Origin of the sequence: Micromonospora sp. NPDC000121, from assembly GCF_042899165.1 — a bacterium.
In the GTDB taxonomy this organism is placed as follows: domain Bacteria; phylum Actinomycetota; class Actinomycetes; order Mycobacteriales; family Micromonosporaceae; genus Micromonospora.
On sequence record NZ_JBIAZP010000010.1, the window covers coordinates 280,294 to 293,154 of the forward strand.

At 68.5% G+C, this 12,861-nt stretch carries 9 protein-coding genes; 3 read left to right on the forward strand and 6 right to left on the reverse strand.

The genetic code is table 11. From position 1 onward, the window contains the following. Positions 1 to 191 precede the first annotated feature (191 nt). Positions 192 to 494, forward strand: a complete 303-nt coding sequence (locus tag ACFY23_RS25630; RefSeq protein WP_350676541.1) for a YrhK family protein — start codon at positions 192 to 194, stop codon at positions 492 to 494. Here the strand turns inward: ACFY23_RS25630 and ACFY23_RS25635 are convergent. From ACFY23_RS25635 to ACFY23_RS25645, 3 genes are all read right to left on the reverse strand, one after another. After that, entirely contained in the window at positions 387 to 1,499 is a 1,113-nt protein-coding gene (locus ACFY23_RS25635; RefSeq protein WP_350676538.1) for a restriction endonuclease, read from the reverse strand. The two genes, ACFY23_RS25630 and ACFY23_RS25635, sit on opposite strands and share 108 nt — an antisense overlap. Before the next feature lie 188 nt (positions 1,500 to 1,687). After that, positions 1,688 to 3,916, reverse strand: a complete 2,229-nt coding sequence (locus tag ACFY23_RS25640) for an AAA family ATPase (RefSeq protein WP_350676535.1) — start codon at positions 3,914 to 3,916, stop codon at positions 1,688 to 1,690. A gap of 121 nt (positions 3,917 to 4,037) precedes the next feature. After that, on the reverse strand, positions 4,038 to 5,099 hold the full coding sequence (locus tag ACFY23_RS25645) for an acetylxylan esterase (protein WP_350676533.1): 1,062 nt from the start codon (positions 5,097 to 5,099) through the stop codon (positions 4,038 to 4,040). 385 nt (positions 5,100 to 5,484) lie between these two features. On the opposite strand from ACFY23_RS25645, the gene ACFY23_RS25650 reads away from it, so the two are divergent. Further along, the gene (locus ACFY23_RS25650; RefSeq protein ID WP_350676530.1) at positions 5,485 to 6,117 is read left to right on the forward strand and encodes a hypothetical protein; all 633 of its coding nucleotides are present in this window, start codon (positions 5,485 to 5,487) and stop codon (positions 6,115 to 6,117) included. A 610-nt stretch (positions 6,118 to 6,727) separates the two neighbouring features. Here the strand turns inward: ACFY23_RS25650 and katG are convergent. The 3 genes from katG to ACFY23_RS25665 form a co-directional block, all read right to left on the reverse strand. Continuing rightward, positions 6,728 to 9,004: a catalase/peroxidase HPI gene (katG, locus tag ACFY23_RS25655; RefSeq protein ID WP_350676528.1), complete on the reverse strand. Its 2,277-nt coding sequence runs from the start codon at positions 9,002 to 9,004 to the stop codon at positions 6,728 to 6,730. Positions 9,005 to 9,027: 23 nt separating this feature from the next. Continuing rightward, the gene (locus ACFY23_RS25660; protein WP_350676526.1) at positions 9,028 to 9,456 is read right to left on the reverse strand and encodes a Fur family transcriptional regulator; all 429 of its coding nucleotides are present in this window, start codon (positions 9,454 to 9,456) and stop codon (positions 9,028 to 9,030) included. 357 nt (positions 9,457 to 9,813) lie between these two features. Beyond that, on the reverse strand, positions 9,814 to 11,808 hold the full coding sequence (locus ACFY23_RS25665; protein WP_350676523.1) for a hypothetical protein: 1,995 nt from the start codon (positions 11,806 to 11,808) through the stop codon (positions 9,814 to 9,816). Between the two features lie 235 nt (positions 11,809 to 12,043). On the opposite strand from ACFY23_RS25665, the gene ACFY23_RS25670 reads away from it, so the two are divergent. Next, complete coding sequence (locus ACFY23_RS25670) at positions 12,044 to 12,712, forward strand: hypothetical protein (RefSeq protein WP_350676521.1); 669 nt, start codon at positions 12,044 to 12,046, stop codon at positions 12,710 to 12,712. Positions 12,713 to 12,861: the final 149 nt, after the last annotated feature.

Genomic DNA, 12,861 nt, shown 5'->3' on the forward strand with positions numbered 1-12,861 from the left:
ATCATGCTGGTCGTAGTAGCGGCGGTTCACAGCGCGTCGATCTCCCCGGCAACAGCGGCACTTGATCGAATATCGGGCCCGCCCGTTTGGCGAATCCAACCTCCGGGTACCGCCGCATCTTGACCTTGCACGCGTGCATCCGCCCCACAGGTTCCGTCAGGTGAGCAGAGGAGTATCCCCACGGTGTCGAAATGTCCCCGCAGAACCTGACGCCCAGGCGGCGCCAGGGGCTCCTGGCGTTCATCCGCCGATATCCGCTGGTCCACCTTGCCATCGGCCTGGTCGGCAACATCCTCTTCCTCATCGGCAGCGTGCTGTTCGTGGCGAACGTCTCACACGTTGCGAAGTACTTCTTCCTGTCCGGCAGCTTCGCGATGGTTGTCGGATCACTGGGCGAGGTGGTCAAGGCCCTCGGTCGGCGGATCCTCCAGCACCATGATGTCGACCCGTCGACCGCCGGAGTGGTGACCCACCCCAGCGAGATCACGAACTGACGCGGCCGCGACCTCGACGCTTGCAATCGCTTCGGCGATTCGGTTGATCTGTTCATGTAGTTTCGCGAGAGGGGTCGACAGGTCGAGACGGTGCACCACGATGTGCAACCCGCTCCCTGCCAGGTGGTACGTCACCGGTCCTGCTCCTGCCGACGCGTACACGAGGTGGCCGTGGGTCAGTTTGAGCGTGGTGCAGTAGGCGAGCATCTGATAGATGTCGTCGCGGGGTGGAGTGTTGCCAGGTGCCTTGTATTTGGCGTCGATGACGGCGCGGCAGTGGCGACCGTCCCACCAGGTGATGTCCGGCCGTACCAGGGGTAGCAGGTGGTCGTGGTCGAGGGGCATCTGGTGCTGGCCGGTGACGGTTCCGCCGTAGCGTGTCTCGACTGCGTGTCGCAGGGCTGTGGTCAACCAGTCTTCGAACACCGTGTTGAGGTCGAAGACGAAGCCGGCCGCGCGAGTTGGGCCATGGGCGTGTTCGATGCTGGCGCCGGCCAGGATCAGCCGGGCGAGCCGCAGGGCGGGTTGGAAGCGGTTGTTGACGCGGTCGGACCGGGTCCGGGGTACTGGTGTCCCAGGGGTGAGGGGCGTGACGTCGGCGAATGCGGCCGCGATGCGGTGCAGGGCGTTGCGGGTGGCCGGCGGAACGCCGGGTAGGCGGTGCAGGCGGCGTACGGCCGACAGCAGGATCTGGTTCTCTGGTATGTCGGCGTTGTAGTCGTCGTAGCGCACTTCGACCGGCAGGGCCAGTCCCGGCCGGGTGCGCAGCTGGTCTGCCTCCCGAAGCCGGCCGCGCACCAGCGGCAACGCCTCCTCGACGGTTCGGTATCCCTGCAGTACGCCGCCGGCGAGCGCCTGGGAGGTGACGGCGGCGAAGGCGACTGCCATCGCCGGCACGAGGTCGTGTTCAGGGGTCAGGCCGACGGGCTCGGCGCGCCAGCCGCGGGGATCGCGGGCGTAGCCGAGCAGCCACAGCAGCCGAGCGATTCCGACCTTCGGCCGCACGTGCAGCTCGACGTGTTCGTCGCCGGCGACGATGCGGGCGGCGCCGACCAGGGAGCCGGATCGCAGCCGGAGCTGCCCGTCGAGGGTGAGTGAGGTGTCGACGAGCTTGGTGGCTGCCATCGCCCGGGCGATGGCCGGTGTCGTCGGCGCGCACTCGTGCGTCTGGTGCTCGCGTAGGCTGATCAGCCTCACTGCGCTGTGTCCCCGACGCGTTCCCGTGGTGCCGGTACCGGGGTGGAAGCTGCCGCCTGCTTCAGGCGTTTGCGGAGTGCGTCGAGGCCGTAGCGGAGGTTGATGTCGACTCCGTCGCCGAGGTGGCGTTCCTCGAGCAGAGGCATGATGGCGTTCTTCCAGATCCTCGCCAATCCCTTCTCGGTGGCGGCCTGGGTTGTCATCAGGTAGGACGGGCCGACCGCGGCGTCGCGGTCGCCGATCACGCGGTTGAGTTCGTCGAGTAGGTCCGCGCGGTCGACGGGGAGATTGTGCTTCTTCAGCCAATCGCGGAGCAGTCCGTCAAGTGGTGGCTCACCGGGGAACAGCGGCTGGAAGTAGAACCGGCGGCGCATGGCGGCGTCAACGAGCGCGATGGATCGGTCGGCGGTGTTCATGGTGCCGATGAGGTAGACGTTCGGTGGGAGTTCGAAGTCCTCGGTGGGCGAGTACTGCAGTTGGATGCTGCGGTTGCGGTACTCGAGCAGGAAATACAGCTCCCCGAAGACCTTGGCGAGGTTGGCTCGGTTGATCTCGTCGATGATGAGGATGTAGGCCTGGGACGGGTCGTCCTTCGCGTCTGACACCAGCTGCTTGAAGGGCCCGGGCTCGAGTGCGAAGCCGATCCCGCCGTCGGCGGTGGCCCGAGGGCGGAAACCTTCGAAGAAGTCCTCGTACGAGTACGACGGGTGGAACTGGACCAGCCGGTGCGCGTTGTCGGCCTGCCCGGTGAGGAACTGGGCCAGCGCCTGCGCGAGGTAGGTCTTTCCGGTGCCGGGCGGGCCGTACAGCACGATCTGCTTCTTCTCCCGCAGCAGGTCAACTGTCTCGGCGAGCCACTCACGATCGATGAGCAGTTCGTCGGCCAGCTCGACGGTGGGCTCGGGCAGCTCCACCTCGGCTATCTCGAGCTGATCGTCGGCGTCCTCCTCCCCCGGCTGGCCGTCAAGTTCGGCGAGGGCCGCGAACTCGGCGGCGTAGGTGCCGAGGTCCGTCACTGTCAGCTGACCGGACAGCTTGTTCCGCGCCTCGGCGGACAGCTCGTTTCGGGTGAATGGCGCGTCGGGATTTGCCCAGGCGACGTTCCGGCGACGGTTCGACAGGTCGTCAGGCGTGTCCACCCAGGTGCCGGGGCCGGTGATCGCGCCGACATACACCTTGGGCCCGTCGACGGTGACGACGATGTCACCCTCGCTCATCCGGTTGAGGAAGCGGTCGAGCACCCCCACGTGAAGACCACGCTGGGACGGCGAGAAGTCCGGCAGCGACTCCCGTAGCTGCTGGTCCAGCTCCGCCTTCGACAGGCCGGGCTTCAGATCCGGCAGCCCGGGGTAGGCGATGGAGCAGAACCCTTCCGTGAGCCATTGGCCGATCAGGTTGTGACCGTGCACCTTCGCCCCGCGCACCAGCCAGCCGCGCGGTCCCTTGCCGTCGCCAGCCGGCCCGGCCTGCTGCCGCCAACGGTCGACCCAGGGTGGTTGATAGAAATGAACCGGCGTGCTGGCCTTGGCCGACAGCACCGTCCGCAGCTCCGCCAGATCCCGATCGATGTCGCCGGCCCGATGGGGCAGTTCGTCGGCGAACGCGTCCACGATGAGCTTCTTGTGCCGTCGGGAAGCGACCGGCGGGAACGTGTCGGGAAACGCGAGGTTCAGCAGGATGTTGCGTTGGCTGTAGGCGCTGTTGATCGGAATGGTGTCCAGGACCTCCTTGAAGGCCCACGGGTCGCGCAGTGCCGCCTGCCGACGGTCGACCGGCAGGCGCTTCCACGCCTGCACAAGCCGCACGAGCCACGCGATCTGCCGGTCCCGCTGCGTCATGTAGGCGGTGCCGGCCCGGACTACGCCAACATCGAGAACCATGTCGAGGTCTGCGGGAACCTCGACCGGCTCCGGCAGCAAGGACAGCGCTCCGTTGATCACGGCACGTTTCGCCGGGCCGCCGATGTCCCGTGGCAGGAGCAGATGCAGGTAGATCAGCTCGCCCATAAGCTGCACCGCCGTGGGCGGCGCTTGGGCGAGCTGCCCCTGTAGCTTCCTGACGAAGCTGCCCCTGCCCGCATCCGGCTGCCGGACGAACCTCGCATACAGCTGGTCCGCAGCCTCCGATGTCCACACAGCGCGGCCAGGGGTGAAGGCCGAGCCGTTGCCGGCCAGGCCGGCGTCGATCACCCTACGGGCAGCAGCGTAAACAGCATCCTCGTTCACGGCACTCCCTCTCGCTTCGAGACGGCCGGCGCACATCTGGCTATCAATACCCTAGGCACTCGGCGAACCCGCGCCCTGCGACCACCGACATGGTTGGCGGGCCTAGCCTGCCCACCTGCGCTCAACGGCTGCCCGCCGCTACTCCCGCGCCGAGCTGCTCGGCCACCCCCAGGTCCTGCCGCCCCGTGCCCTCGCCGCCCCGGTCTCCTCCGGCGGCCAGGACCTCGGCGAAGAACCGCAACCGGACCTCGTCCTGCACCGACTCACCGCCTTCGTGTCCGTTGAACGGATACACCTCCATCCGGCGCGGGCCGGCATAGTGGTGGTAGGCGCCGAACACCGTCGACGCCGGGCAACTGGCGTCCATCAGCGCCACGCTGAACAGCGCCGGGCAGCGCCCCCGGACGGCGAAGTTGACCCCGTCGACATAGCTCAGCGTGTCGAAGACCCGCTCCACGTTGCCCCGGTGGACCTTCAGGTAGTTGACGATCTCCTGGTAGGGACCCGCGGTGGCCACCTCGGCGCCACGCCGGAAGTCACAGAGGAACGGCACGTCGGGCGCGACCGCGCGCAGGCGGGGGTCGAGGGCCGCGACCGCCAGCGACAGCCCCCCACCCTGGCTGATCCCGGTGGCCACCACCTGCTCCGGGTCGACCAGCGGATGCGTCCGGGCCGCCTGTACCGCGCGCACCGCGTCGGTGACCAACCGCCGGTAGTAGAGGGTCCTGGGGTCGAGCACGCCGCGGGTGACGAAGCCGGGCTGCTGCGGGTTGCCGCCCGCCGGCTCGTGGTCGGGGGTCGCTCCGGCGCTCCACCCGCTGCCCTGGCCGCGTACGTCCATGAACAGGTGGGCATAACCCGAGGCGGCGTAGAGCAGGTTCTCGTGCGGCAGGCCCCGGCCGCCACCGTAACCGGGAAACTGCACCACGCACGGCAGCGGCTTTTCGGCACCGGCCGGAACGGCGAGCCACGCCTTGATCCGGTCGCCGCCGAAGCCACTGAACGTCACGTCATGGACGGTGATCACCCGCAGCGGCGAGTCGACCGGCTCGAAGGTGGCGTCCAGCTCGCACCGGGCCGCCTCCGCCAGGGTGTCGGCCCAGAACTCGTCGAAATCGGCGGGCTCGCGGCGCACCGGCCGGTATCTGGCGAGTTCGGCCAACGGCAGGTCGGTCAGCGGCATTGCGTACCCCGTTTCATCTGGTCGCGTCGGCCGGCCCGAACCAGCCATGGTCACGCTGGGTGCCGATCGCTATCCGAGATGGACAGACGGGCAACGGCCGGATGTCATCCTTGGCTGCGGTGAGCAGCCGGGTCAAGGGCCCGATGCCTGACCCGGCGACCGAGAAGTGCGCTTCCTCACTGATGGTCTCGGGTGGCCATGCCCCGCCGCCGCGACGAATGGACCGAAGGCCGCCGCTACATGGGCCTGGAACTACTGACCAAAGCCCGCCTCGTCACCGTCGACACCGACCAACACAACACCGACAAACCGAGCCGACCCCGGTCGCCTCCCAACATCAAACCGAATCCCGCGACGGCCGTCTCCTACACCACCCTGCGGGGACGTGGACCTCTTCGCGGGCGGCTTCAGCGGTGAGCCCCCGGTCGGTCTGGCATGCCACCATGCACCGGTGGCGCTCACCGATCAATTGACGCAGTGGCGCGGGTGGCTGGAAACAATGGGGGCACCAGTGGCACCTGTGCTCAAGCCGGGAGCCAGTCGGGCGGAGATCGACGCGGTGCTCGGCCCGGACCTTCCGCACGCCGTGCTTGAGTGGTTTCGATGGTGCGACGGCGTCGAGTACACCCCAGGACAGACGGTCGGCGACTCGTGGGCGATCCCCGGCTACTGGCCGATAGAGCTGCGGGATGTCGTCGCGACGAAGGCGCTCCACGACGACCCGACCGACCCGCTCCTCGCTCATCACTGGGTACCACTGCTCGAGAACGGCAGCTCCAATCTGTATGCAGCGGTCTGGACAGACACCACGGGACCCGTCGTGGTGTCGATCATGCCGGAGGGCGGGCCTCCTCAGATCGAGTTCCGCACTGTTGAACAGATGGTCTCCGTATTCAACGCATGCTTCGCTTGCTCGGCCTACTACCTCGATGATCAGCACCGGTTGGAGGTCGACGACGCGTTGTACGACGAGGTCTACGACATGATCGTCGATGGCCGCCCGGCGCAAGAGATCTAGACCGAGCGTCAATCAGGTACTGGGACGGATGTCCCGCCACGCCCCGGCAGCCCCCTAACATGCGGGCATGTGCCGGTACGCCGAGACCACTTACAAGGTCCACTACGTGTGCGTGTCATGCCGTCGTAGTCACAAGTACGCCTGGGACGGCGCGAAGCACCCATGTACGTCGTGTCGGCAGCCGATGGTCTTCGCTGGGCACGACTTCGCGGCCCCCCGTCGGCGGAATGACTCTGGGTGGGCCGCGGTTGCGGCAGTTCTCGGGGCGGGACTGCGCTACGAGGGCTTCGTGCTCTGCGGGTGCTCGCGGGAGCCGAAGTTCCGACCACGAACGCGCGCCCAGGTCCGGATGCGGCGGCGGATCGCCAGCCGCCTTGGGTTGTCGGAGGCTGAGGCACTGGCCGCTCGGGATCCCCACGACCTTGGTTGACACGGTGAGGCATCGCGAAGGGACCGTGGCGGCGTCCGCCGAGTAGTCGCAGGGTAGTTGTGGCACCTGCAACTGGTGCCCGGTCCGCTGTGCTGCCCGGCCCGGAGGACCGAGTCCAATGGCGGACGAGCCCCGGTCGATCGCTGGTGGATGGACCGGGGCTCGTCGGTTGGAGCCGGATCAGGCGAGGTCGAACCGGTCGAGTTCCATGACCTTGGTCCAGGCCGCGACGAAGTCGGCGACGAACTTCTCGCGGGCGTCCTGGCTCGCGTAGACCTCCGCGAGGGCCCGCAGCTGGGAGTTGGAGCCAAAGATGAGGTCGACCGCGGTGGCGGTCCACTTCACCTCATCGGTGGCCAGATCGCGGATCTCGTAGACGTGCTCGTCGGACTCCGACGCCTTCCACCGGGTGCCCGGGGAGAGCAGGTTGGTGAAGAAGTCGTTGGTGAGCACGCCGGGCCGGTCGGTGAGGACGCCATGCCGCGTGCCGCCGACGTTCGCCTCGAGGGAGCGCAGGCCGCCGATGAGGACGGTCATCTCGGGCGCGGTCAGGTTGAGCATGTAGGCACGGTCGAGGAGCAGCACCTCCGGCTGGGTCTTCTCGCCGGGACGCAGGTAGTTGCGGAACCCGTCGGCGCGCAGCTCGAGGACCTGGAACGACTCGACGTCGGTCTGCTCCTGGCTGGCGTCGGTGCGACCCGGGCGGAACGGCACGGTCACCTCGACGCCGGCGTCGCGCGCCGCCTTCTCGACAGCGGCCGAGCCGGCCAGCACGATCAGGTCCGCGAGCGAGATCTTGGCGCCGCCGGCGGAGTTGAACTCCCGGCGGATGCCCTCCAGGGTCTCCAGGACCATCGCGAGCTGCTCGGGCTGGTTGACCTCCCAGCTTCGCTGCGGCTCGAGACGGATCCGCGCACCGTTGGCGCCGCCGCGCTTGTCGGTGGACCGGAAGCTGGCGGCTGAGGCCCAGGCGGTGGAGACCAGCTGGGCGGTCGTGAGGCCCGACTCCAGGACCTTCGCCTTGAGGGCGGCGACGTCGGAGTCACCCACGAGCTCGTGGTCGACGGCCGGCACCGGGTCCTGCCACAGCTGGGGCTCCGGGACCCAGGGCCCGAGGAATCGGCTGACGGGACCCATGTCGCGGTGCAGCAGCTTGTACCAGGCCTTGGCGAACGCCAGCGCGAACTCGTCGGGGTTCTCGAGGAATCGGCGCGAGATCTTCTCGTACGTCGGGTCGACGCGCAGTGCCAGGTCGGTCGTGAGCATCGTCGGCTTGTGCTTCTTCGACGGGTCGTGGGCGTCCGGGATGATCGCCTCGGCATCCTTGGCGACCCACTGCTTCGCGCCACCGGGGCTCGTGGTGAGTTCCCACTCGTAGCCGAAGAGGATCTCGAAGAAGCGGTTGCTCCACTGCGTCGGCCGGTCGGTCCACGTCACCTCGAGACCGCTGGTGATCGTGTCCGCGCCCTTGCCGCTGCCGTAGGTGCTCAGCCAGCCCAGGCCCTGCGCCTCCAGCGGGGCGGCCTCGGGCTCGGGGCCCACGTGGTCGTCGGCGACGCCGGCGCCGTGGGTCTTGCCGAAGGTGTGACCACCGGCGATGAGGGCGACGGTCTCCTCGTCGTTCATCGCCATCCGGGCGAAGGTCTCGCGGATGAAGTGCGCCGCCGCGGCCGGGTCCGCGTTGCCGCGGGGGCCCTCCGGGTTGACGTAGATGAGACCCATCTCGGTCGCCCCGACGCCGGCTGCCATCTCCTTCTCGGAGACGTAGCGCTCGTCGCCGAGCCAGGCGTCCTCCGGACCCCAGAAGATCTCCTCGGGCTCCCAGACGTCCTCCCGGCCGAAGCCGAAGCCGAAGGTCTTGAAGCCCATCGACTCCATGGCGACGTTGCCAGCGAGCACGAGCAGGTCGGCCCACGAGATCTTCTGGCCGTACTTCTGCTTGACCGGCCACAGCAGCCGACGGGCCTTGTCGAGGTTGGCGTTGTCCGGCCAGCTGTTGAGCGGGGCGAACCGCTGGCCACCGTCGCCGGCGCCGCCGCGACCGTCGTGGATGCGGTAGGTGCCCGCGGCGTGCCAGCTCATCCGGATCATCAGGCCGCCGTAGTGGCCGAAGTCGGCCGGCCACCAGTCCTGCGAGGTGGTGAGGACCTTGATGATGTCCTGCTTGAGGGCCTCGACGTCGAGCTTGGCGAACTCCTTGGCGTAGCTGAAGCTCTGCCCCAGCGGGTTGCTCTTGGAGGAATGGGCACGCAGCACCGAGAGGTCGAGCTGGTTGGGCCACCAGTCCCGGTTGGTGCGCGGGCGACCGCCGGTCTTCGAGGTCGGCGAGTCGATCGCCGGATTCTCGCTCTCGCTTCCGTGCGCGGTCACGGAGTCGTGCGCGACCGGGCAGCCGGCCGCCGCCTTCTTGTCCACGCCCTGTGCGCTGGAGGGGGCGTTGTCCTGGGTGTCGCTCATCTGCTTCCTTCCGGACTGGCGGATCACTGGGAGGTGCGTGCGGTCGCACAGTCGGGGCAGGTGCCCCAGTAGACGACCTCCGCCTCGTCGACCGTGAAGCCGTGATCGTCGGAGGCGGTGAGACAGGGGGCATCGCCGACGGCGCAGTCGACGTCGGCGATCGCGCCGCAGGAGCGGCACACGACATGGTGGTGGTTGTCCCCCACCCGCGACTCGTACCGGGCGGTCGCACCGGCCGGCTGGATGCGCCGCACCAGACCGGCGTCGGTGAGCGCACGCAGCACGTCGTACACCGCCTGGTGGGAGACCGTAGGGTGCTCCGCCCGGACCAGAGAGATCACCGTGTCGGTGTCGACGTGCGGGTGGTCGCGCAGCGCTGCGAGCACCGCCAACCGGGGCCGGGTCACGCGCAACGAGACCGCCCGCAGCTGGGTCTCGAAGTCGGACGTCATGTGTTGAACATAGCCCACTCTTCTGGAATGAATCTAGTTTTGCGTCGACTCAACCCGCACACGTTCGACGCCGACTTGGCCGCCAGCTGGAAGAGCAGGCCCGGGCGGCCGGGTTGCAGCTGACCGGCGATGGCGGGCTGTGGCAGCGGCCCAAAGCGGATCCGGGGATCAGCGTCGAGGGTGAGATTACCGACCATTCGGGCCGCGACAGGGGCAATCCGACAGGGAAGGACTGCCGGAACTCCCGCAAGGGCGTGCGGGCTGCCTGGGGTGGTCACGCACCTTCGTGCGGACGCGCGGGGCCGGGCCGGGGGCCGGCCCACCATCGGCGGCACCGGCCCCAGGGACGGGCGGCGATCAGCTGTTCGGGATCGTCAGGGTTGGGCAGGCCGGGTCGAGGCGGATCTTGGCGAGGTCGCGCCCGACCAGCGCCCAGGCGTTCCAGCCGCCGGGCTCGAAGGCGAGGTCCGGGTTCGTGTACCACTCGTCGCCGAGCCCCGTGGCGAGCAGACGCCCGCCGTCGCCGAGCAGGTGGACGTTGCCGCCGCCGAAATAGGTGGACGTGAAGACGCGGTCGCGGTGCACCTGGATCTCGCCGTACCCGCCGAGCGGGCCGCTCTGCAGGATCGTGCGCGTCCCCAGGTCCATCACGAACCAGCTCGCGTTGCGCTTGTAGACCCCGTACAGCTTCCCGTCGTGGACCTTGACGTCCTGCAGGGTGCGGTACCCGGCCACCGGCTCGACCTGCCACAGCACGGTGCGCGTGTTCAGGTCGAACGCGGCGACGGACGCGCTCGTGTGCACCGGCGGGGTACCCCCGCCGCCGAGGACGTCGCCGCCGAGGTAGACGATGCCGGCGCCGGAGTCGACCGACAGGCTCATCAGGCTCTGGTTCGGGATCACGTCGAGGTACACCTGCTTGTCGCCGGTGTCCGGGTCGACAACGGTGAGTGCGCCTGTGAGATTGGCGCCGGTCGGGGCGCTCGCGATCAGCAGCTTGTCGGTCACCGGGTCGTACTCGATGTCCCACGGCCGGCTCTGGCCGTGCCCGACGAAGCCGAGGCTGCGGATCTCCAGCGTCTGGCGGTCGAGCTCGATCACCTCGCTGCTCGGGTAGATGGCGGCGTAGATCTTGTTGCCCCGCTGCGTCAGGGCCTTGGGTTCGCCGCCGACCCAGAGTCGCTTCTGTGTCCCGTCCTGGAGGTTGCGGACGGTGATGGAGAAGTGCCCGCCGACGTAGAGCGCCTTGTTCGGGTCGAGCAGGATCGACTGCGGTCGCTCCGAGCCGGGCGTCATGCCGGCGTCGATCAGGTCGGTGTACTCGGTCGAGCGGTCGCCCAGATTCATCGTCCAGAACCCGCCGCTGCCCGAGAAACCGAGCAGCACTCCGTCCGACGAAACCAGCCGCCGGGTCTCCTCGCCCTGCCTCGGCGTCCCGAGATCGGTCAGCCCGCTGTCGCCCGTCCGGTACGCGTAGACGGTCCCGGACGGACGGGACGACAGGTAGGCCGTGCCGTCCGCGCGGAACGCGATGGAGTCGACGCTGACTCCGCTGATGGTCCGCAGGTCGGTGCCGTCCTTGCGTACATCGAACAGCGTCGACCCGCTCGCTGCGAGGACCCGATCGCCGTGCTGCGCGACGACGCCGAAGCCGGTGCCGCCGGATGCCAGCACACGCTTCTCGCCGGTGACGCGGTCGACCGCGATCAGTTGACGCTTGTCGAGCGCCCCGGCGTAGACCGTGGTGGCGTCGACCGCAACCGCGCGCGCGTAGCGTTCGCCCGTGACGATGCGGCCCAGGTCGCGGACCGCGCCGGTGCTCGGCACGTACTCCCAGACCTTGCCGTCGGGATACGTGCCGGCGTAGACGGTCCCGTCGGGTGCGGTGTCAAGGCTCCACACGAAGCCGCCGTTGCTGCCGAACGAGTACAGGTGCTCTACCTGTCCCGTCGCCGGGTCGAACCGGTACAGGTCGGGGACGGGATAGGTGCCGATGTAGACCTTGCCGTCGGAGACGGTGGTGGCCCAGGCCCCTTCGGGCTCGCCCACCTTCGGACCATCGGGCAGGCGCGCCTCTCGGATCACCGTGCGGGTCGTCAGGTCGATCTCCGCCAGCAGCGGCGGCTTGAGGCCACGGGTGACCACGTAGGCGCGGTCGCCGATCGTGGTCGCTCCGACGATCGCGCCCGTCACCGAGGCGGGTCCGAAGGTCTGGTACGCGGGCTCCCCGCATGAGGTCGGCAGGGGCGGTGTCGCGGTGGGGCTGGCTGCCGCGGCGGGCGTGAACGACCCCATGGCCGCGACCAGCGATACGCCGGCGACCACGGCGGCGACAGATCGACTGGTACGCATTCGGTACCCTCCTCCGGGTTTAGGCCCAGACCGTAACCGGCACCTTTGCGCCCGTCAATGGAACCTCGCCAGTTCAGTGCCGTTACGCCGCCGACCGATATCGCATCCTTTGCAAGAGGGCACCTTGGACGTCCCCTAACCGACCTGCGACGTCATCGATGCCACAGCCGTAGGCGTCGCGCGGCAGGCGCCCGAGGACGCCACGGCCGTCGGTGGCCGCCGCTATGGTGCCGCCATGACGATCAAAGACGGTTGGATCTCGTTCGATCTCGGCAGATTCCGCAGCCACGAGGTCGAGTTCGCCACGTACAGCGGCAGCTCCCACACCGCGCTGCCGGCTCTTCCCCTCGATCACCCAGGTGGTCTGCACAGTTGGATGCGGGAGCTGGTGCCACTCGGTGAGCGCGCTGCCGGTCGGTACGGTCTGGACACGCTGACCCATGGCGCGCCCGTGTCCGGGCATGAGGCGGCCTTGCCGAAGCAGTTCGTCGCGTTCATGGCTGATCCGGTGCTGCGCGACTCGGTGCCGACCTGCACGTCGTGTTACTGGGCTTCCGATCTTCCGCTGGCGCCGAGTCCCGTCCACCACGGGGCGCAGTTGGTGCGGTTCCTCAACGACCAGCAGGGCTGCCTGTTCTGGTATCTGCACCTGCTGCCGGACGGCCGTCACGAGGTCGTGTGCGGTGGTGAGGCGTACGACCTGCGGGTGGTCCCCCAGGAGGAAGCGCACGAGGACCTGGTGCGGGTGGCGGAAGACTTCGACCGGTTCATCGCCCGGTTCTGGATCGAAAACCTCGCCTGGTACGAGGTGGTGGGCCAGAAGCGATCCGATGAGGAGCTCTCCAATCCGGTCTGGGAGTACGTGCGCCAGTACGCGTCCATGGACCGGCCGGCCGCCAGGTGACCGACAGCGGCGCGCTGGCAGGTCGGCTGCGACGGGGCCCACCGTGGCGGTCGACTAGTAGTGCTTTGTTAGGTCGGTGATCGTCGTTTTCGACGGACGATTCTGATCTTGCGTCTGCAGGTGGGGCATGCGCCGGTCCAGGTGGCGAG

What these genes read in the sequence shown, in the direction of transcription:
- ACFY23_RS25645 (WP_350676533.1), bottom strand. Translation starts at nt 5,099, where the DNA reads ATGCCGCTGACCGACCTGCCGTTGGCCGAACTCGCCAGATACCGGCCG.
- ACFY23_RS25660 (WP_350676526.1), bottom strand. Translation starts at nt 9,456, where the DNA reads ATGACGTCCGACTTCGAGACCCAGCTGCGGGCGGTCTCGTTGCGCGTG.
- ACFY23_RS25665 (WP_350676523.1), bottom strand. Translation starts at nt 11,808, where the DNA reads ATGCGTACCAGTCGATCTGTCGCCGCCGTGGTCGCCGGCGTATCGCTG.
- katG (WP_350676528.1), bottom strand. Translation starts at nt 9,004, where the DNA reads ATGAGCGACACCCAGGACAACGCCCCCTCCAGCGCACAGGGCGTGGAC.
- ACFY23_RS25670 (WP_350676521.1), top strand. Translation starts at nt 12,044, where the DNA reads ATGACGATCAAAGACGGTTGGATCTCGTTCGATCTCGGCAGATTCCGC.
- ACFY23_RS25630 (WP_350676541.1), top strand. Translation starts at nt 192, where the DNA reads ATGTCCCCGCAGAACCTGACGCCCAGGCGGCGCCAGGGGCTCCTGGCG.